Annotated in this window: 16 protein-coding genes and 1 pseudogene; 8 read left to right on the top strand and 9 right to left on the bottom strand. The window is 67.9% G+C overall.

Features of this window, described 5'->3' with window-relative positions; genetic code table 11:
- Positions 1–3: 3 nt before the first annotated feature.
- Entirely contained in the window at positions 4–2,472 is a 2,469-nt protein-coding gene (gene lanKC, locus Acor_RS31045; protein ID WP_218034587.1) for a class III lanthionine synthetase LanKC, read from the bottom strand.
- 372 nt (positions 2,473–2,844) lie between these two features.
- Between lanKC and Acor_RS31040 the strand changes: the two genes are divergently transcribed.
- A complete protein-coding gene (locus Acor_RS31040; protein WP_155340321.1) occupies positions 2,845–3,258 on the top strand; it encodes a CoA-binding protein in 414 nt (137 codons plus the stop codon).
- A 190-nt stretch (positions 3,259–3,448) separates the two neighbouring features.
- On the opposite strand, the gene Acor_RS31035 is transcribed toward Acor_RS31040, so the two are convergent.
- Together Acor_RS31035 and Acor_RS31030 are read right to left on the bottom strand one after the other, a co-directional pair.
- The gene (locus Acor_RS31035) at positions 3,449–4,825 is read right to left on the bottom strand and encodes an aminotransferase class V-fold PLP-dependent enzyme (protein WP_246239366.1); all 1,377 of its coding nucleotides are present in this window, start codon (positions 4,823–4,825) and stop codon (positions 3,449–3,451) included.
- An 80-nt stretch (positions 4,826–4,905) separates the two neighbouring features.
- Positions 4,906–5,901: a LacI family DNA-binding transcriptional regulator gene (locus Acor_RS31030; protein ID WP_155340319.1), complete on the bottom strand. Its 996-nt coding sequence runs from the start codon at positions 5,899–5,901 to the stop codon at positions 4,906–4,908.
- Between the two features lie 104 nt (positions 5,902–6,005).
- Between Acor_RS31030 and Acor_RS31025 the strand changes: the two are divergent.
- Positions 6,006–7,230, top strand: a pseudogene (locus tag Acor_RS31025) (RNA-guided endonuclease InsQ/TnpB family protein).
- On the opposite strand, the gene Acor_RS31020 reads toward Acor_RS31025, so the two are convergent.
- The 4 genes from Acor_RS31020 to Acor_RS31005 are packed head-to-tail and all read right to left on the bottom strand — an operon-like array spanning position 7,205 to position 11,744.
- The gene (locus Acor_RS31020; RefSeq protein ID WP_246239365.1) at positions 7,205–8,566 is read right to left on the bottom strand and encodes a GH1 family beta-glucosidase; all 1,362 of its coding nucleotides are present in this window, start codon (positions 8,564–8,566) and stop codon (positions 7,205–7,207) included. The pseudogene Acor_RS31025 and the gene Acor_RS31020 sit on opposite strands and share 26 nt — an antisense overlap.
- A gap of 59 nt (positions 8,567–8,625) precedes the next feature.
- The gene (locus tag Acor_RS31015) at positions 8,626–9,447 is read right to left on the bottom strand and encodes a carbohydrate ABC transporter permease (protein WP_246239364.1); all 822 of its coding nucleotides are present in this window, start codon (positions 9,445–9,447) and stop codon (positions 8,626–8,628) included.
- Positions 9,444–10,412, bottom strand: a complete 969-nt coding sequence (locus tag Acor_RS31010) for a carbohydrate ABC transporter permease (protein WP_155340317.1) — start codon at positions 10,410–10,412, stop codon at positions 9,444–9,446. The genes Acor_RS31015 and Acor_RS31010 overlap by 4 nt, the downstream gene beginning before the upstream one ends.
- 57 nt (positions 10,413–10,469) lie before the next feature.
- On the bottom strand, positions 10,470–11,744 hold the full coding sequence (locus tag Acor_RS31005; protein WP_246239363.1) for an ABC transporter substrate-binding protein: 1,275 nt from the start codon (positions 11,742–11,744) through the stop codon (positions 10,470–10,472).
- Between the two features lie 370 nt (positions 11,745–12,114).
- Here Acor_RS31005 and Acor_RS31000 point away from each other — a divergent pair, with 370 nt between their 5' ends.
- On the top strand, positions 12,115–14,286 hold the full coding sequence (locus Acor_RS31000) for a discoidin domain-containing protein (RefSeq protein ID WP_155340315.1): 2,172 nt from the start codon (positions 12,115–12,117) through the stop codon (positions 14,284–14,286).
- A 54-nt stretch (positions 14,287–14,340) separates the two neighbouring features.
- On the opposite strand, the gene Acor_RS30995 is transcribed toward Acor_RS31000, so the two are convergent.
- A complete protein-coding gene (locus tag Acor_RS30995) occupies positions 14,341–14,532 on the bottom strand; it encodes a hypothetical protein (RefSeq protein ID WP_155340314.1) in 192 nt (63 codons plus the stop codon).
- 43 nt (positions 14,533–14,575) lie between these two features.
- On the opposite strand from Acor_RS30995, the gene Acor_RS30990 reads away from it, so the two are divergent.
- The 5 genes from Acor_RS30990 to Acor_RS30970 all read left to right on the top strand — a co-directional run bounded on the left by Acor_RS30990 (position 14,576) and on the right by Acor_RS30970 (position 18,441).
- A complete protein-coding gene (locus Acor_RS30990; protein ID WP_155340336.1) occupies positions 14,576–14,953 on the top strand; it encodes a ribosomal maturation YjgA family protein in 378 nt (125 codons plus the stop codon).
- A gap of 153 nt (positions 14,954–15,106) precedes the next feature.
- Complete coding sequence (locus tag Acor_RS30985) at positions 15,107–16,393, top strand: BtrH N-terminal domain-containing protein (RefSeq protein ID WP_155340313.1); 1,287 nt, start codon at positions 15,107–15,109, stop codon at positions 16,391–16,393.
- A 63-nt stretch (positions 16,394–16,456) separates the two neighbouring features.
- A complete protein-coding gene (locus tag Acor_RS30980; protein ID WP_155340312.1) occupies positions 16,457–16,981 on the top strand; it encodes a hypothetical protein in 525 nt (174 codons plus the stop codon).
- Between the two features lie 133 nt (positions 16,982–17,114).
- Positions 17,115–17,549: a hypothetical protein gene (locus Acor_RS30975; protein ID WP_170317155.1), complete on the top strand. Its 435-nt coding sequence runs from the start codon at positions 17,115–17,117 to the stop codon at positions 17,547–17,549.
- A 13-nt stretch (positions 17,550–17,562) separates the two neighbouring features.
- On the top strand, positions 17,563–18,441 hold the full coding sequence (locus Acor_RS30970) for a sugar kinase (protein ID WP_155340310.1): 879 nt from the start codon (positions 17,563–17,565) through the stop codon (positions 18,439–18,441).
- Here the strand turns inward: Acor_RS30970 and Acor_RS42420 are convergent, their stop codons facing one another.
- Positions 18,442–19,398, bottom strand: a complete 957-nt coding sequence (locus Acor_RS42420) for an aminomethyl transferase family protein (protein WP_479688462.1) — start codon at positions 19,396–19,398, stop codon at positions 18,442–18,444.
- Positions 19,399–19,433: the final 35 nt, after the last annotated feature.

The following is a 19,433-nucleotide window of genomic DNA, read 5'->3' as shown; positions in this document are numbered from 1 at the left end:
CGGTCACAGGGGCGCCCCTGGGCCGGCGTGGTCGCCTGGCGGTCGCAGGAAGGGGAGCGGAGCGGCGCTCAGGGCGAACAGCACGCCCGCGGTCCCGGTGGCGAAATCCATCGAGATGCGGAGCAGCTGGTCACCGGGGAACGCGAGTCCGTCCCGGTAGGGGAGGGCATGCCAGTCCAGGCCGGGGATCAGTGCCGGTTCGGCCAGGATCAGGCCCGCCCGGCCGGCGAACAGGCCGGGCTGCACGAAGTATCGGGATCGGGTGACGAGGAGGAGCGCGTCGAGATTCGCGCGTAGATCCTCGTCGGGCCGGTGGGCCAGGAGGCGTTCGAGCACGAGGGCGATGCCGACCGAGCCCTCCTCCAGGTACGGCAACGTCCGCCAGCCCTGGTTCACCTGAAGTGAATCGTCCTGAGTACGGACGCATCGCCGCAGATCCTGCCGGAGGGCGCGTTCGGCGAGATCGAGCAGAGTGCTGTCGCCACTTCGCTCGTACGCGTGCAGAAAGAGCAGGGCCGAGCCGCTGGAACCGTGCATGAGCCCCGCGCGGGGATTGGATCCGCCGCTCAGCTCGGGCACATCTTCCGGCAGCCGGTCGACGCAGGCCTCGATCATCTGCCACGCATCCAAGCCGAGATGCAGCAGGTTCAGCCCGATTCCCGCCAAACCCGTCGCCAATCCGGTGTCCAGTCGCCGCCAGTCGGTGCGCATCGCGCGGTCGACCAGTTCCAGCGCGCCCGCCCGTTGCCCGAAGCGGTCCAGGACGTGGGCGATTCCGTGGGTTCCGTCGTAGAAACCGGGCGGAGTGCCAGGGTCTGGAGTGAGCGCGCGGCCGAGCAGCCATTCCTCGTGTTCCGGGAAGCGGCCGGCTCCGGCGGCGTCCAGCGCGTACAGGACGCCGGCGGCGCCGTGGGCGAAGTTGACGCCGCCGCCGGGGCGGAACTGGGCGATGTCGCCGGGGAAGAGCCGGTCTCTGCGGGTGGGGGTGGCGGTGGCCAGGATCGCCCTGATCATCGCGTCCGCGCCGGAGGGCCAGCCTTGCGGCAGGTCGAGGGAGGGCGCCGGGGTGCCCTGGACGGTGGCCAGGGCGGTGGCGATGACCTCGGGCGGGACCGGGAAGGTCCGGATGATCAGGCGGGCCAGCTGGGTGATCTTGTTGTCGGTCAGCGGGAGCATGATGGTCGCTTGCGGGGCGAACAGGCCGAAGACCAGACAGGCGAGCGAGTAGAGGTCGACGTCCGCGCCCCGGCGGTTCGGCGGCGCCAGGAAGGCGGGGTGGGCCAGCAGGGCTCTGCCCTGGTCCTCGATCGGCAGGGCCACCTCGAAGTCGATCAGGACCAGCCGGCCGGATTCGGTGACCAGGATGTTGTTGGGGTGCAGGTCGCCGAAGACGACGCCGCGCCGGTGCAGGGCTTCGACCGCGTCCCGGACCCCGGGCAGGATCTTCAGGACCCACGCGGTGTACTCGGCCAGGCTCGCCGCGGAGCAGTCCGCCCTGGTCAGCGGATAGCGGTGCACGAGCTGGCGCTGCAGCGGATTCCCGTCGACGAACTCCATGACGAGGAAGTGGTGCTCGCCGAGGGTGAAATAGTCGCGATATTCCGGCACCGAGGGGAGGCCGGCCAGGCGCTGGAGCATGTCCCGCTCATGCTGGAGGCGGGTGACCGCGTCCCGGCCGCCCGAGTCCAGTCCGGCGTACGGCCTGGCCTCCTTGAGCACCACCCGCTCGCCGGTGCGGCGATCCGTCCCGAGATATACCCCGCCGCCGTTGGAGAAGTGCAGGACGCTCTCGATGTCGTACGGCAGTGCGCCGGTGGTGACCGTGTTCCTGGCCTCCAGGTGGGGGGCCAGGAAATCCGGCAGGGGCACCCATTGCGGGAGCACGAAGGACGGGCCGCGGACGTCGGGGACGAGGGCGCCGTCGGGGTTCTCGATGGCGGTGACCTGTTCGCCGTTGTCGCCGAGGGTGTGGCGGGGGGTGAAGCCGCCGTAGCGGACGTAGAGCGGGCCGTCGGCGTAGCGGAGGTCGCTGAGGATGTAGGGGCCCTGGATGCCGCGCAGGAGGGTGTCGAGCTCCTTGAGCACGAGCTCAAGTTCCGATTCGAGCGGATATATCGTGACTAGTTTTCCGCTGGCGCCTCGGGGGGCGGCCTTCGCGTTGAGCATGGTCATGACGGGGGCGCTGCGGAGGAACTTGAACGCGATGTCGCGCGGCACGCAGTAGTCCCAGACCGCGGCCAGCGCCCGATCCGCGTCTTCCAGCCGGGCCGAAACGTGAATCTTCCAACCCTGGGGTGCGATCCGGCGGGTGACCGGGGCGTAGTGCAGCCACGTGTCGGTCGGCTGGTGCTCCCATCCGACCGGCACTTCCCGGCCGGCTACCGGGAAATCGGGGTGTTCCGAGCGCCGATTATCCGGCGTGTCGTAAAAAAGCCGGTCCGCCAGGCAATAAAGCTCATACTGGTCATTCACGGCCATCTCCCTGCTTTCCTCTACAGAGAGAATTACGGATAACCCGATGAGTTCCTAGTTACAAATTCAACCAACGACTCATGGGCAAACATCACGGGTCAAGCCGTGAACCGGGGCTCGACCTGCGGTCCGACCAAAGGCGAATATTACTCGCGAACAGCTTGACCCCCAACCAATCCGGCGGTTGGGGGTCATTGTCATCGGTCCATTTTTCCGAATATGTGTGAGTGAAGAGGATGATCTGATGACAGCCGATAATGGCGGTTGCGACCGCGAGAATGGCAATCGCCTAAGAGTGGTCCGCGACCGTGCGTGACCACCGGCACCCTCCGTTACCGGATGATTTCGGGCACCCCGGATGTTAAAGAAAACATGGCAGACCGTTTCGCGGACTTGGTTGTCATCCGGCGCCTGCTCCACGACACCCACACCTGGGCGTTCGTCGGACTCGCCGACAACCCCCAACGAACCGCGTACACCCAAGCAGAACTCCTCCAGACCCGCGGCAAGACGATCGTCCCCGTCCACCCCCTCGCGGACACCGTCCTCGGCGAGAAGGGCTACCCCACCCTCGCCGACATCCCCGTCCCCATCGACGTCGTCGCCATCTACCGCCGCTCCGCCCACGCCGCCGAAACCATCGACCAGGCCATCGCCATCCACGCCAAAGCCGTCTGGCTCCCCCTCGACGTCATCGACGTCCCCGCCGCCCTACGCGCCCAAGCCGCCGGCCTGGACGTCGTCATGAACCGCTGCCCCGCGGTCGAATGGGCGCTCCGCCGCTAGATCATCGATCTTGCTCGCCGTTATCCGGCGCCGTTTACGTCCATCCCCGTCCTCGCCGTACCGGCGCCAAGAGGGCTTGAGGCTCCTCCGCCGCCTCCCTTAGGACTCGCAGAGAATTAACTTGCGCGCTCACAAAGGGTTTGTCGAGGTCAGAGACTTGTGAACCTATGGGTTAACTTCCTGCGAGCCCTTAGCAGCGAAGTCGCGGGGCCAGTCCCGCGTAGTCCGGGACTCGGTCTAGGTACTCCGATTTCGCGTACGTGATGAAGCGGTCGATGTCGGTGAGGTTGGAGGCGATGCCGAGGGAGACGCGGACGGCGCCGCCGCTGGGGAGGCCGAGGGCGTGGAGGTAGTCGTCGAGGGTCAGGTCGGCATGGAAGTAGGGGCCGGCCAGGAGGGATTCGTCGATGGCGAAGGCGCGTTCGCCTGCGCCGGGGTTGCAGAAGCAGCCCGTGCGCAGGGAGATGCCGACGGCGGCGGAGGAGCGGGCGACCTGGCGTTCGTCGACGATGTCGCCGTCGGGGGTGCGGAAGTTGAAGGTGACGATGGCCCCTCGGTCGCGGGTGTCGGTTGGGCCGTAGACGCTGACGAAGGGAGCGCCATTGCTGTGGCGGAGCTCGGTGAGGCGGTTCAGGAGGACGCCGGTCAGGGCGGTGACGTGGTCGTGGATGGCGTCGATGCCGACGCTGGCGATCCAGCCGAGACCGATCTCGACGTCGGGGATGGAGAGGAAGTTGAGAGTGCCGTCCTCGAAGGCGCTCTCGTCCTCGTTGAAGACATGCCAGTTGCCGAGCGCGCTGACGGCCTTGATGGTGCCACCCGCGAACCATGGCCGGATAAGTCGCGATAAAGCCTCGCGGCGGGCGATCAGGCAGCCGACGCCGGTCGGATAGCCGAAGACCTTGTACCAGCTGACCGGCACGAAGTCCGGCTGGATCTCGCTGAGGTCGAGACGGTTGGCGGGGACGAAGGCGGCGGCGTCCAGCAGAACGTCGTAGCCCCGGTTCCGCGCCTCGGTGACCCAGCGCAGCGGATGCCGTACCCCGGTGAAGTTGCTCTGCGCGGGAAAGGCGAGCAGGCCACGGCTGCCTTCGAGCGCGTAGAGGAGTTCCCCTTCGTCGACCCGCAGCTCGGGGCTGACCAGGCCGACCGTGGTCACGTCCGCGCCGCGCGCCCGCGCGTACTCGCGGATGCCGTTGACCGAATTGTGGTTGTCGCTGGTGAGGACGAGCGGGGTGTCCGGCCCGAACGGATAGGCCTCGCCGACCAGCCGGCAGGCCCCGGTGGCGTTCGAGGTGAAGATCACCGCGTACTCGTCGGGTGCGGCGTTGAAGTAGGCGAGAATGGCCGCGCGGGTGCGTTCCACCAGCTCAGTGGCCGCGCTGGAGGTCGGATTCTCCGAGTGCGGATTCCCGTAGCATCCGCCGATGACCCGTTCGGCGTGGGCGCGGATCTGGTGCCGCGAGGGCAGCCCTGACCCCGTGTAATCGAGGTAGACATGCCCCCGCGCGTCAAGGTAGGAGTATTCGGCGTCCCGCAGGTCCACCAATCCGAGCTTTACGGACATATGCTCCCCAAGCGTCCGTGAATGCATCAATACACTATTACCAGCTCGAATTGGTGCATTTGCTTACTGCAGGGTGATACCTAGCTCGACTCCCGCACCACCAGTTCCGTCGGCATGATGACGGGATCGGTCGACCCGCCCTCGAACAGGCCCAGCAGCTGACTGACCACGGCCAGCGCCTGATTCGCCATCGGGCTGCGCACAGTGGTCAGCGGCGGATCGGTGTACAGCGCGGCCTCTATGTCGTCATACCCGACCACGGCCACATCGTCCGGCACCCGCCGCCCGGCCCGCCGCAGCGCGTGCAGCGCGCCGATCGCCATCAGGTCGTTGGCCGCGAACACCGCGTCCAGCCCCGGATCGTCCTCCAGCAGCTGGTCCATGGCCTGATCGCCGGAGACCCGGGTGAAGTCCCCGACCGCGATGATCGACCGCCGCCCGGTGTCGCGAAGCGTGTCCCGGTATCCCGTCAGCCGGTCCTGCGCCGCGATCATGTCCAGCGGCCCGGAGATCGTCGCGATCCGCCGCCGCCCCCGCCCCAGCAGGTGCCGGACCGCCTGCGCGGCCCCGTCATGGTTGTCGTTGTCCACGTACGGCACCGACGGCGCCGACACCGGCTTCCCGAACGACGCGATCGGCAACCCCATCCGCACCAGCGCCGCCGGCAGCGGATCGGCGCCGTAGAAGGACACCAGCATGACCCCGTCCACATGCCCGGCGGCGATGTACTCCTGCACCCGCAACCGGCTCTCGTCCGAGCCGGCCAGCATCAGCACGACCTGCTTGCTGGCCGCCTCCAGCGCCCGGCTGGCCGACCGGACCACGGTGGAGAACATCGGATCGTCGGAGAAGAGCCCCGCGGGCGGATCGGAGATGATGAGCGCGATCGAGTTGGTCCGCTGGGTGACCAGACTGCGAGCCACCGAGTTGGGCACATACCCCAACTCGTTGACCGCACGCAGCACGACTTCGCGGAAATCAGGCGTCACCGTGGTGTCGCCGTTCACAACCCGGGAGACGGTCGACTTGGACACACCGGCCCTGGCGGCGACCGCCTCCAAGGTAGGACGTTTCATCGCCGCTCCAGCCTGGAGACCCCGGCCTCCAGACCAGGCAGGAAACACGACGCTGTGCCGGATGGTAGCTTATCCATTACCCTCTGTTCCGTTAAGATTGATCTATGAGGGCGGCGTACAAGTGCCGGGTTTACCCGACACCCGAACAGGCGGCGGTGCTGAACCGCACGTTCGGATGTGTGCGCGTCGTCTGGAACCGCACCTTGGCCTGGCGGCGCGCCCGCTTCCACGGCGACCAGACCTGCACCAGCTTCACGCAGGCCAATGCCTATCTGACCGCGATGAAAACCACCGACGACCTGTCCTGGCTGAACGAGGTGTCCTCGGTCCCGTTGCAGCAGGTGATCCGGCACTAGCAGGTCGCGTTCAGCAATTTCTTCGCTAAACGCGCCAAATACCCGCGGTACAAGTCCCGTAGCGGCCGTCAGTCGGCCGAGTACACACGATCGGGGTTCTGCTACCGCGACGGGCGACTGCTCCTGGCCAAGATGGGCACGCCCCTCACCTTCGTGTGGTCCTGGCCCGGCGTGGACGCGGCGGCCATCAACCCGACCACGGTGACGATCTCCCGGGACCCGTGCGGACGCTGGTACGTCTCCTTCGCCGTAGACGTGGAGGAACCCACACCGCTTCCGGCCACCGGCGCGGTGGCCGGCGTGGACATGGGCATCAAGGACTTCGCCGTCACCTCCGACGGCGTGAAGATCGCCAACCCTGGCCACCTGGCCCGGCGGGCCCGCAACCAGCGACGCATGGCCCGCAAAGTCAAGGGCTCCAGCAATCGGAACAAGGCCAGGGCGAAGGTCGCCAGGGCTCACCGGAAGGTCCGCGCGTCCCGGGCGGATTTCCTGCACCGCACCTCCACCCGGCTGGTTCGCGGCCACGACGTGATCGTGCTCGAAGACCTGGCCGTGAAGAACATGGTCCGCAACCGCGCGCTGGCCAAGGCCATCTCCGACTGCGGATGGGGAACCTTCCGCCGCGTGGTCGAATACAAGGCGGCCAGAGCCGGTCGGCACCTGATCGTGATCGACCGCTGGTATCCCAGCTCGAAGACCTGTAGCGCGTGCGGGCATCTGCTCCCCACGCTCAACCTCGGGACGCGCGTATGGGCGTGTCCCGGCTGCGGTGCCCTGCACGACAGGGACGTCAACGCCGCGAAGAACATTCTGGCGGCAGGTCTTGCCGTGTCGGCCTGTGGAGCTGATGTCAGACCGCAAGGGTCCTCCCTTCGGCAGTCGGCGACGAAGCAGGAACTCCCGTGGCGACGCGAGGAATCCCCGTCTTTCAGGGCGGAGAGTAGTCAATCAATCCCATTTCGCTGGATGACCCCGCGGTACCACAGCGCGCTGTCTTTGAGTACGCGGCGCTGGGTGCCGTAGTCGACGCGGACGATGCCGAACCTCAGGTGGTAGCCCTCGGCCCATTCGAAATTGTCCAGCAGGGACCAGACGAGGTAACCCCGCAGGTCCGCGCCCGCCTCGATGGCGGCGTGCGCGGCCCTCAGGTGGCCGTCCAGGTAGGCTACCCGGTCGGTGTCCGGCACTCGGTCGCCGACCACGACGTCGTCGAAGGCGGCGCCGTTCTCGGTGACGATCAGGCCGACTTCGGGGTAGTCCTGGCTGAGCCGTACCAGCAGGGAGGAGAGCCCGGACGGGATGATGGGCCAGCCCATCGCGGTGGAGGGCACGTCCAGGCTGGCGAAGCCGATGCCCTCCGAGCCCGGGTAGGCGACGTTGGCGGGGGTGCCGGGGGCGGCCTCGACGATGCACGGGTTGTAGTAGTTGATGCCCAGCAGGTCGATCGGCTGGTTGATGATCTCCAGGTCGCCGTCCTTGATGTGGCCGAGGCCGCCGTGCCGTTCGGCGATCTCCAGGACCTCGGGCGGGTACGCGCCGCGCAGTGCCGGGTCGATGAACTGCCGGTTGAGCAGCGCGTCGATCCGGTTCACTGCCTCCTGGTCGACGTCGGAGAGCACCACCGTGGGGTCCAGCGCCTGGGCCGGCGTGACCACCGGCGCCAGGTTGAGGGTGAGGGCGAGTTCCCCGGTCAGTTCCTGCGCGGCCAGCCCGTGCGCGAGCAGCAGATGGTGCGTCGCCTTGAACGCGTCCGCCTCCGACTTGCGGCCGGGCGCGTGCACGCCGCTGCAGTAGCCGAGGAACGCCGCCACCCAGGGCTCGTTCAGCGTGGTCCAGGTCCGCACCCGGTCACCGAGCCGCGCGTGTACGGCTCGCGCGTAGTCCCCGAACCGATAGGCGGTGTCCCGGTTGGCCCAGCCACCCCGATCCTCCAGATTCTGCGGAAGATCCCAGTGGTAGAGCGTGACATAGGGCGTGATCCCCGCCCCCAGCAACTCGTCCACCAGTTTGTCGTAGAAATCCAGCCCACGCGGATTGACCGGCCCTGACCCGTCCGGCACGATCCTCGGCCACGCCGTGGAGAAGCGGTACACGCCCAGCCCGAGCCCGGCCATCAGCCCGACGTCCTCGCGGTACCGGTGGTAGTGGTCGCAGGCCACGTCGCCGGTGTGCCCGTCGGTCACCCGGCCGGGCGTGCGGGAGAAGGTGTCCCAGATCGACGGCCCGCGGCCGTCCTCGCGCGCGGCTCCCTCGATCTGGTAGGAGGCGGTGGCCGCGCCCCAGATGAAGCCGTCCGGAAAGACCACGGAACGAGCCTGTGTCGAGGGCTCCGTCTTCCCGTGCCCCCGAGTCTCTATGGTCGACGTCATCCCTTGACCGCTCCCTGCATGATTCCTCCGATGATGTGTTTGCCGAGCAGCGCGAAGACGATGACCAGCGGCAGCGTGCCGAGTGCCGTACCGGCCAGGCCCATCACGTAGTCGTTGACATAGCCCGCGGCGAGGGTGGACAGGGCCACCTGGACTGTCGGGTTCTCCGGGGTGAGCACGAGCAGCGGCCACATGTAGTCGTTCCAGGCGTTCATGAACGTGAGCATGCCGAGCACCGCCGCCGCCGGGCGCGCGGCCGGGAAGACCACGTGCCAGACCAGGCCCCAGGTGGTGCAGCCGTCCACCCGGCCCGCCTCCAGCAGTTCGGTGGGCAGGGCGCGGGACAGGTACTGCGTCATGAAGAACACGCCGAACGCGTTGACCAGGCCGGGCACGATCAGCGCGTAGATGCTGCCGGTCCACTCCAGCTTCACCATCAGCATGTAGAGCGGGATCATGCCGAGCAGCGACGGCACCATCATGGTGCCCACGGTGATCAGCAGCAGCGCGTTCCTGCCGCGGAAGCGCAGCTTGGCGAAGGCGAATCCGGCCAGGGTGGAGAAGAACATCACCGCCACCGCGATGGACCCCGACACGATCACCGAGTTGAGCATGGCCAGCGCGAACGGCACGGTCTCGAAGACCCGGGCGATGTTCTCGAAGAAGTTCGCGCCGGGGATCAGCGGCGGCGGCACCTGGGCCAGCGCGGCGTTGTCCCGGGAGGCCACCACGATGCTGAAGTAGAGCGGCAGCGCGGTGAAGAAGGCGACGCCCATCAGGGTGAGATAGGTGAGCCGCATGCCCTTCGCAGCCCTCATCGCAGATCCCCCTTCGTCCTGCTGGTGAGCAGGAAGTTGATCCCGGCGATCACGATGATGAACAGGAACATCATCCAGGAGATGGCCGAGGCGTAGCCGAAGTCCAGCCGGGTGAAGTTCTCGTAGATGAACAGCGCCAGCGTCTGGTACTGCCGGTCCTGGCCGCCGGTGACGCTGTACGCGCCGAACAGCAGCGGCTCGGCGAAGATCTGCATGGCGCCGATGGTCGAGGTGATGACCACGAAGATGATGGTCGGCCTGATCATCGGGATGGTGATCTTGCGTAGCTGGGTCATGTTGCTCGCGCCGTCGATGGTGGCGGCCTCGTACAGTTCCCGGGGTACGGCCTGCATGGCCGCCAGCAGGATGAGCGCGTTGTACCCGGTCCAGCGCCACATGATCATGGTCGAGATGGCGATGTGCGAGGTCCCGGTCCCGGCCCGCCAGTCGATCTCGCCGGCTCCGAACAGCGAGAGCACCCAGTTGAGCAGCCCGAAGTCGCGCCCGAAGATCTGACCGAAGATGACCACCACGGCCACCACGCTGGTCACGTTCGGCAGCAGCAGGGTGACCCGGAACAGGGTCTGCGACCGCAGCGGCCGGTTCAGCAGGTGGGCCAGCCAGATCGCCAGCAGCAGCTGCGGCGCGGTGGACAGGATGCCGATCGACAGGGTGTTGAAGGTGGCGTTCCAGAAGTAGGAGTCCTGGACGACCGCCGTGAAGTTGTCCAGGCCGACGAACGGATGCTCGTCCTGGAGCAGCGTCCACTCGTGCAGGCTGACCCAGGCCGTGTAGAGCAGCGGGAACAGCCCGAAGGCGCAGAACAGCAGAAAGAACGGCGTGACGTAGGCGTACGGCGAACCCTTGACGTCGGCCTGATAGCGCCAGTGCCGCCCGTTGAACCGGCGTCGTTTCCCAGCGGGACGCGGCGGCGCGGTCGGGCGGTCCGGGGCACGCGTGGCCATGGCGGCTCCTTAGGGGATGATCCGGGTGGCCGGGACGCGCCCGGCCACCCAGGTCAGCTACTTGATCTTTTCCGCGTCCGAGACCGCCTGCGCCCAGGCCTCTTCCGGCGCCTGGTTCTGCAGTTCGACCCGGCTCAGGCCGTTGCCCATGGCGAGCAGCACGTCACCGGACTTGGGGCCGGTGTGCTGGGGCTTGAGCGCCTTGGCCGCGTCGGTGAAGATCTTGCCGATCGGCGCGTCGCCGAAGTACGGGTTGACAAAGGTGGAGACCGCCGGGTCCTCGTACAGGGAGGGCAGCGAGGGCAGCGCGCTGGCGTCCTTCCAGAGGGTGAGCTGGCTCTCCTTGCTGGTCAGGAAGTTGATCAGCTCGGCCGCCTCCTTGGGGTGCTTGCCCTGCTTGGGGGCCATCAGGTGGGTGCCGCCCTGGTTGCCGCCGCCGCCGGGCACGGAGGCGATGTCCCAGGTGCCCTCGCCGGGCTTCTGGTCCTTGATCACGCCGGTCTTCCAGGCCGGGCAGACCATGGTGGCGAAGGTGCCCTTGGCGATGCCGGTGGTCCACTCGGGGGTGAACGCGGTGAGCTTGCCGGACAGCTTGTTCTGGATCATCGAGACGCCCATGTCGAACGCCTTCTTGACGTCCGGGTTGGTGGCCACGACCAGGTTGTTGGAGGTGTCGTAGAAGCCGACGGGGGCCTGCTCGACCATGGCGCGGAAGTGCTCGCCGGGGCCGTCGGTGAAGGCGGCGCCCTTCACGTCGGCGGCGACGAACTTCTTGCCGGTCTCGACGTAGGCGTCCCAGGTGGGCCAGAGGGCGGAGACGGACTCGCGGTCGCCGGGCAGGCCGGCCTTCTTGAACAGGTCGGGGCGGTAGCACATGGCCAGGCCGCCGACGTCGGTGCCGAGGCCGAGCAGCGTCTTGCCGTCGGCGGAGAGGCCGAGCTGCCACTTCCAGTCCAGGTACTCGGACTGGCGGGAGCTGAGGCCGTAGTCGGCGAGGTTGTGGAACTTGTCCGGGACCTGCTGGAAGGTGGTGATGAAGCCGCCCTCGACCGCGACCACGTCGGCCGCGCCGGCGCCGGTGGCGAGCTGGGTGACCAGGTTGTTGTGGTGGTCGTTGAACTGCGAGCGGCGCTCGGTGATGGTGACGTTCGGGTGGATCTTCTTGAACGCCTCGTACAGCGGCGCGAAGTGGAAGTCGCTGAACAGCGCGACCGTCAGGGTGATGTTCTCCGCCGGCGCGGAAGCGGACGCGCCACCGCTGGGGGCCGGGGCCTCGCCACCGCAGGCGGCCAGGACGGATGCGGCGATCAGGGGCACGACGAGCCGCGTCACGCGGCGGCGAGGGAGTGTGAACATTCGGTTGGAACCTTCCTATTTATGATCATGAAGAGAACGTTCCCTGGAGTGAGGTTGGTCCTGGCTCCCGAAAGTTGTCAATGGGTTCCGAGATAACGATCGTCGTAACCTCTTGGGCACCTTCTCTTGATTTTTCCGACATATCCGCACGTCAGCGGTCTGAAATTGAGATCTTCCGGGCCGGAGAAAGCGTTCTCTCGCACGTCTCAAGGGTTTCTCACATGTTAATTCAACCCTTGACAGTAGTACTGAATCGCGAGCACTCTCAGTGTCCGAGAGCGCTTCCCCGCACTCGCTCGGCCCGGCGCGGCCTGTCCTGGTTGGTTGCTCCCATCGAGGAGGTTCCATGCACGCACGCGTCCGATTAGGACTGCTTGCCGCGTTCGCCCTGGTCGTTTCCTATTTCGTCGCTGTCCCCGCCGCCGCCGCCGACACCCTGCTCTCGCAGGGCAAAACCGCCACCGCGTCCTCCTCGGAAGGCGCGTTCACGCCCGCCGCGGCCGTGGACGGCAACGCCGGCACCCGTTGGGGCAGCCTTTTCGCCGATCCGCAATGGATCCAAGTGGACCTGGGCCTCCAGGCCACCGTGTCGCAGGTCATCCTGAACTGGGAGCCCGCCTACGCCCGAGCGTTCCAGCTGCAGATCTCGGCGAACGGCACCACCTGGACGAACATGTACAGCACGACCACCGGCACCGGCGGCGTGCAGACGATTAACGTGTCCGGGACCGGGCGCTATGTCCGGATGAACGGCACCCAGCGGGCCACCGCCTGGGGTTACTCGCTCTGGGAATTCCAGGTGTACGGCAGCCCGGTCGGCACCAGCGGCTGTGGCACCGCCAACGCCGCCCAGGGCCGGCCCGCCACCGCGTCCTCGATCCAGAACGCCACCTTCCCCGCGTCGGCCGCGTTCGACGCCAACCCCGGCACCCGCTGGTCCAGCGCGGCCAGCGACCCGCAGTGGATCCAGGTGGACCTCGGCTCCTCGCAGTCCATCTGCGGGGTGACGCTCAGCTGGGAGACCGCATTCGCCCGGGCGTACCAGATCCAGGTGTCGGCCAACGGGACCAGCGGGTGGACGAACATCTACTCGACCACCACCGGGCCCGGCGGCACCGAGAACCTGGATGTCACCGGGACCGGCCGTTACCTGCGGGTCAACGGCACCCAGCGGGCGACCGCGTTCGGTTACTCGCTCTGGGAGGTCGCGGTCAGGACGGGTTCGGGCCCGCCGACGTCGCCCTCGCCTTCGCCTTCGCCCTCGCCCAGCCCGTCGCCCTCGCCCAGCCCGTCGCCCTCGCCTTCTCCGTCGCCGGGGACCGAAGTCCTGCTTTCGTACAACAAGCCTGGCTTCGCCTCGACGTCGCAGAGCGACGGGAACTGCTTCCAGTGCACGCCCGCCCGCGCCTTCGACCGTGACCCGGCCAGCCGCTGGGCGACGAGCTCGACCACCGGCTGGGTGGACCCGGGCTGGATCTACGTGGACCTGGGCGCGGTCGCCCAGATCAGGCGGGTCGTCCTGCAGTGGGACCCGGCCTACGCCCGCGCGTTCCAGATCCAGACGTCCAACGACGCCGTCGACTGGACGCCGATCTACACCACGACCACCGGCACCGGCTTCAAGCAGACCCTGACCGTAACCGGTTCAGGACGCTACGTCCGGATGTACGGCACCCAGCGCGCCACCCCCTACGGCTACTCGCTCTGGGAGTTCCAGGTGTACGGCACCGGGGGCGCCCCGATCACCCCGCCGCCGCTGCCGCCCGACCCCCGCAACCCCCCGCAGCTCGTCTGGAGCGACGAGTTCAACGAGGCGGCCGGCACCAAGCCGAACGCCGCCCGCTGGCAGCCCGAGATCGGCCCCGGCGTCAACAACGAGCTGCAGTACTACACCAACCACGACAACGCCTCCACCGACGGCGCCGGCAACCTGGTCATGGAGGCCCGCCGCCAGACCGTGGCCGGTTCGGCCTGCCCCGGCGGCCCGTGCCAGTACACCTCGTCGCGGATCAACACCTACGGCAAGTTCAGCTTCACCTACGGCAAGGTGGAGGCCCGGATCAAGGTGTCCGGCACCACCGGCCTGTGGCCCGCGTTCTGGATGCTCGGCGCCGACTTCTTCGACCAGGGCCGCCCCTGGCCGTACGTCGGGGAGATCGACATCATGGAGCACATCGGCCGCATCCCGAACACCACCTATTCGACCATCCACGCGCCCGCGTACTTCGGGGCGGGCGGATTCGGCTCGCCGTACACGATCGCCGGGGACTTCGCCAGCGCCTTCCACGTGTACGCGGTGGAGTGGAACAGCACCGGCATGAAGTTCACCATGGACGGCAACACGGTCCACACCGTGGACCGGGCCTCGCTTGAGGCGACCAGAGGGCCCTGGGTCTTCGACCACCCGTTCTTCATCATTCTGAACAACGCGGTGGGCGGCGACTGGCCGGGCCCGCCGGACGGCACGACCGTGCTCCCGCAGCGGATGCTCGTGGACTACGTGCGCGTCTACCAGTGACGGCCGGAGGTGCCGGTACGGCCGCGCCGGGCCGTACCGGCACCGAAGGCATAGCTACCGTTCGTTGAGCAAGACCTGGCGGCGGATCTCCATGTTCTCCGCCAGGGCGTCCAACTGGTCCGCGTTCGCGATGAGCATGGCTATCTCCGCGGGATCGGTGGGTCCTTCCCCGATCTGCTCCCGCAGTTCGCGAGCCTGCCGGCGAAGGCGGGCCAGTTCCTCTTCCACCTGCTGCAACTCGTTCATGGAGTAGGCCCTACCCAGCGGATGCGGGATCATCTGTGTCGTGATGAGACCTTGGCTCGCGGTGCCCGTCGTGCTGGCGCTGGGTCTCGGCGTACACGCGTTCGCCGGCGGTGACTTCGCCAAATACGCGGGAGTCGCGCTCTACGCGACATTGATCTACGCGCTCGTGGCCTACTGGCTCCGTCCTCTTTGGGCTACTTTGACGGCCGTGGGAGTCAGCTGGGCGGTGGAGTTCTTCCAGCTCACCGGCATTCCGGCGGAGCTGTCCGCGCGGAGCGGCCTGGCCCGGCTGGTGTTCGGGTCCACCTTCAACGCCCCCGATCTGTTCTGGTACGTCGCCGGGGCGCTGCTGGGCATGGCGATCGTCAAGGGCCGGATGGTAGAAAAGGGGTCGGGCGACGTCTCGCGCCCAACCTCCTAACCGGTGGTCCACGCCCATCGGCCGTGCGGGGGCAAAGGGGATCGTGTCCTCGGGGCGGTCATTTCCGGCTGCGTAGATGTCAGGCCACCGACGTCCGCGACGGAGCGTGGACCCGTCGTCGGCTGTCATCAGGCCTGATGGGACGCGGTTCAGATGACCGAGGGCAAGACTTTCAAGCGGCTGGTCCGCGAGCGCATGGCCAGGACCGGCGAGGCGTACACCACGGCGCGGCGGCAGGTGCTCGCCGCGGCCAATCCGCCGGTGGATCCGGCGGTGTTGCCGGAGTATCCGGCCACCGGGGGCGGCGTGCACCACGACTCCGCGCTGCTGGCCCGGGTGCTGCGGCAGGCCGGCGTGGTCGCGCCGCACAGCGGGGAGCCGTACAGCGAGGCGATGCTGGCCGGGCTCGGCGGCGGCATCGGCTTCTTGTACGCCATTTTCGAGTACACCGAGATGACGACCATGACGATCGTCACGCAGCACCATCCGGAGCCGTTCATCCCGGCGGCGCTCACCCGGGCGGGGATCGGCTACGAGATCCGGCGGACCGGCAGTGCGAGGATCGCCGAGGGGCACCTGCGCGAGGTGCTGGGCGACGGCCGCGCCGCCATCTGCCGGGTCGACCGGCACGCGCTGCCCTGGCACCCGGGGCTGCCGTTCGGCGACGGCTACGAGGTCGCCGTCATCGGTCTCGACCGCGACACCGTTTATATATACGACGAGCGCACCACCCCCGAGCGCATCCCGCTGTCCATCCTGGAGAGCGCCTGGGCCCGGCACCGCAAGGGCAGGCACCACCTGCTCGCCCTCCAGCCCGGCGCTGTCGAGACCGCCCCCGCGATCGAGGAGGCGATTCGCACCACGGTCGCCCACCTCACCGGGCCCGTCCTGGGCAACTCCTTCGACGTCAACATGGGCCTGTCCGGCATGCGCCGCCTGGTGGAACAGCTTGGCGACACCACCGGCAAGAAAGGCTGGCTCTCCAGGTTCAGCTCGCCGGGCGCGCTCTTCTCCGCCCTGGCCCGCCTGCACGTCTGCCTGGAGATCGAGTACGGCTCCCCCGGCGCCACCCGCCCGGTCTACGCCGACTTCCTGGACGAGGCGGCCCCCCTCGTCGCCGACCGCCTGACCGAAGCGGCCGACCTCTACCGCCAGGCCGCCACCGCCTGGTCCGCCCTCGCGACGGCCGCCCTCACCCCCGCCATCCCCCAGCTCGGCCGTTTCGCCGAAATCCTGGAGGAGCACATGACCCTCCAGGCCACCCAGGGCTCGGCGGCGGCCCCCCGGCTGGCCGCCCTCGCGGCGGAGACCTTCGAGCTCGCCGCCAAGGCGGAACCGCTCACCGTCGAGGAGCGCGCGACCCTGTTCACCCAGCTCGCGGGCCATGCCGCCGACGCGCTCACTTTGGAAGGCCGGGCGATCACCGTCCTGAACGCATGATCCGTGGCTTCCGGGGCAGACGGGATTCGCCCACGTCAACCACATCAGCTAGGGGTGACACACATGGTTCTGCTGGGACTTCTTCTGATCGTGGTCGCGGCGGCGGCCCTGATCGAGGTGTCCGCGATAGATAGCGCGGTCACCACCAACGTTTCCGTCCTGGACTGGACGTTCAGCCTGACTTCGGTAGAGGTGTTCCTGGCCGGCGCCGCCACCGCGATGGCGCTTCTGATCGGCCTGGCTCTGGTCGTGGGAGGGATGCGCCGATCCGCGCTGCGCCGCAGGCGTCGGCGGACGACGCGGCTGGCCGAACGCGACCGCGTCTCGCGACTGGAAAACGAAAAGCGGGACCTGGAACGACGGCTCGACACGGCCGGTCACCCGGCCGATCCGGCTGTCGACAACGACCACGACGGAGTGGACGATCGCGACCAGCGACCGGTTCCGCACCAGGCACGGACGGAGGACGACGCGTTCGACCCGGATCCGGAAACCGATAGGACGCAGAGTTTCGACCGGGTTCCGGAAGATTCGGACCGGCTCGTCGCCGGTGGCCGCCACGCCCACCGAACCGACGAGACCCGCTAGAAACCGCCGACCGGCCTCCGCCGGGCACGGGCACTGCTCTCGACCTGAGAGCCGTGCCCGTGTTGCGATTTGGGCAATTATCACCGTTTATGCGAGAAACTTGAGATCATCCTGAGGTATGGAGCCAACAACGGTGGCGGAGAGCTTCGCGGCCTACTTCCGGCCATGGGCTTTGGCCCTGCCGCGGGTCGCGGTGGACACGCGCGCGGACGGAACGCTCCACGCGCGCGGCTGGGCGGTCCGGTGGCGCTGGCTGCCGGACGGCGCCCTGGAGTTCCGGGCGAGCAGCCGGATGAGCAGCAGCGATCGCTGGCAGACGCTGTTCCCCGATGGCGAGACCCGGCAGGAGCAGACCCCGCCGGAGATGTACTCCGACGACGACCTTGAGGCGCGGCGGGCGTACCGGCAGGCCTGGAAGGCGTACAAAGCGGCCTTGGACGAGCGGGACATGCATCCGCGCCCGACCACCGACGCCCCCAAGAAGTGGGATTCGGAGAACCAGCTGCTCTGGAGCCTGGACGGCGCGTCGTGGACCATCGAGCCCCTGCCCCCGAGACCAGAGATCTAGGAAAGACCTGTACATGAGCGACGTGTTCACGCTGGGCGAGGTGCTGGGTGTCATCTCGGCCGAGCGGATCCGCCACGATATGACCGCACGGCTGGATGTGGAGGGCGCCGAGCTGACCGTCGCGGTCGGGCTGGCGCGGCTCGGGCACTCGGTGGAGTTTCTCGGGCGGGTGAGCGACGACGAGATCGGGGTGCGGACGCTCACCGTGCTGCGCGGGGAGGGGATCGGGACCGGCCACATGCGGGTGGACGAGACCGCGTCGAGCGGGATCGTGTTACGGCAGCGGCGGATCGGGCGAGTCGCGCACGCGGTGCACTATCGGGAGGGGTCGGCTGGATCGCGGCTTTCGACCGGAGATGTTCCGGCGGGAGCGATCCAATCCGCGCGGATCCTGCATGTGACCGGGATCACTCCGGCGTTGAGCGGGTTCACCTGGAGTGCGGTGCATCATGCGGTCAAGCTGGCGAAAGACGCCGGGGTGCTGGTGTCGGTGGATGTCAACCATCGGGCCTATCTGTGGGAGACCGTGGAGGAGGCCAGGGAAGGGTTGACCGAGTTGGCGCGCTCGGCGGACGTGCTCTTCGCCAATCAGGACGAGCTGGACCTGGTCGATACCGCCATTGGATCACTCCGAGAGCTGGTGGTGACGCGCGGGTCGAAGGGCGCGAGCGCGACGGTGGACGGTTTTCGGTACGACACGCAGGCGGCTCCGGTGACGGTGGTCGATCCGACGGAGGTCGGTGGGGCGTTCGTGGCCGGGTATCTGAGTGCGCTGCTGGATGACTCGCATCCGTCGGATCGGCTCAAGCGGGGGATCGCGCTGGCGGCTTTCGCGGTGGCAAGCCCGAGCACCTGGCAGGGCCTGCCGACCCGCGACGAACTGCCTCCGTGATCATTTCCAGGGGGTGGCGCGGATTCGCTCATGACTCGGGTCGTACACCGGCCCGATCGTGACATCCGCTCCGATCCACTTCCCGTTGACCCACACCTCGGCCTGGGACGCGCCGACCGGCAGATACGCGTAGGCGATCGCGCGATCGACTCGATGGCCGTATCCGCCGCTGGTGACCCGCGACACGGGCTTACCCGCCAACCGGACCGGCTCCCCTCCCAGCGCGACATCCCGTCCGCCGTCCAGCAGCAGGCAGGCCAGCTCGCTCTCCGGCTTCTTCATCCCGGCCCGCCGCTCAGGACGGACGGCGAACCCCAACCCCGCCTCCAACGGCGTGGTCTCCGGCGTGATGTCGAGCCCCCACACCCGATACCCCTTCTCCAGCCGCATCGAATCGATCGCCCGATACCCGGCCGGCCGCATCCCCAGCGGCGCCCCCGCCGCCATCAGCGTGTCCCACAAGGTCAGCCCATACTCGGCGGGACAGTACAACTCCCATCCGAACTCCCCCACAAACGTCACCCGCTGCGCCAGCACCGGCACAAACCCGACACTGATCTCCCGCGCCTTCATGTACCCGAAGCTCAGGTCGTCGTCAGTCAACCCCGCCAGGATCTCGTACGCCTTCGGCCCCCACAGGCAGTAGCAGGCATAAGCCGAGGTAACATCCCTGACCTCAACCCCATGCCGCCGCAGCAGCCCCGCATCATGCACCCCGAACGCGGTCCCACTGACCACCCTGAACCGATCCTCCCCCAACCGGGTGATAGTGACATCCGCCTCGACCCCACCCCGCCCATTGAGCAACTGCGTATAAACCACAGCCCCCACAGGCTTACCAAGGTCGTTCCCCGCCAGAGCCTGCAACGCCTCGAACCCCGAAACCTCCAACTTCGCGAACGAGCTCTGATCGAACAACCCAGCCGCATCCCGAGTCGCCACACACTCCTCCCGAATAGAAGGCGACCAGAAACGAACCCCCCCCCCCCCCC

This window comes from Acrocarpospora corrugata, from assembly GCF_009687845.1.
Taxonomy (GTDB): Bacteria; Actinomycetota; Actinomycetes; order Streptosporangiales; family Streptosporangiaceae; genus Acrocarpospora; species Acrocarpospora corrugata.
This window is presented reverse-complemented; position numbering and strand designations above follow the sequence as displayed.

Excerpts from the sequence above, each read along its gene's own strand:
- Acor_RS31040 (WP_155340321.1), top strand. The coding sequence starts at position 2,845 with ATGGCAGACCGTTTCGCGGACTTGGTTGTCATCCGGCGCCTGCTCCAC.
- Acor_RS31035 (WP_246239366.1), bottom strand. The coding sequence starts at position 4,825 with ATGTCCGTAAAGCTCGGATTGGTGGACCTGCGGGACGCCGAATACTCC.
- Acor_RS31030 (WP_155340319.1), bottom strand. The coding sequence starts at position 5,901 with ATGAAACGTCCTACCTTGGAGGCGGTCGCCGCCAGGGCCGGTGTGTCC.
- Acor_RS31015 (WP_246239364.1), bottom strand. The coding sequence starts at position 9,447 with ATGAGGGCTGCGAAGGGCATGCGGCTCACCTATCTCACCCTGATGGGC.
- Acor_RS31010 (WP_155340317.1), bottom strand. The coding sequence starts at position 10,412 with ATGGCCACGCGTGCCCCGGACCGCCCGACCGCGCCGCCGCGTCCCGCT.
- Acor_RS31000 (WP_155340315.1), top strand. The coding sequence starts at position 12,115 with ATGCACGCACGCGTCCGATTAGGACTGCTTGCCGCGTTCGCCCTGGTC.
- Acor_RS30995 (WP_155340314.1), bottom strand. The coding sequence starts at position 14,532 with ATGAACGAGTTGCAGCAGGTGGAAGAGGAACTGGCCCGCCTTCGCCGG.
- Acor_RS30990 (WP_155340336.1), top strand. The coding sequence starts at position 14,576 with ATGAGACCTTGGCTCGCGGTGCCCGTCGTGCTGGCGCTGGGTCTCGGC.
- Acor_RS30985 (WP_155340313.1), top strand. The coding sequence starts at position 15,107 with ATGACCGAGGGCAAGACTTTCAAGCGGCTGGTCCGCGAGCGCATGGCC.
- Acor_RS30980 (WP_155340312.1), top strand. The coding sequence starts at position 16,457 with ATGGTTCTGCTGGGACTTCTTCTGATCGTGGTCGCGGCGGCGGCCCTG.
- Acor_RS30970 (WP_155340310.1), top strand. The coding sequence starts at position 17,563 with ATGAGCGACGTGTTCACGCTGGGCGAGGTGCTGGGTGTCATCTCGGCC.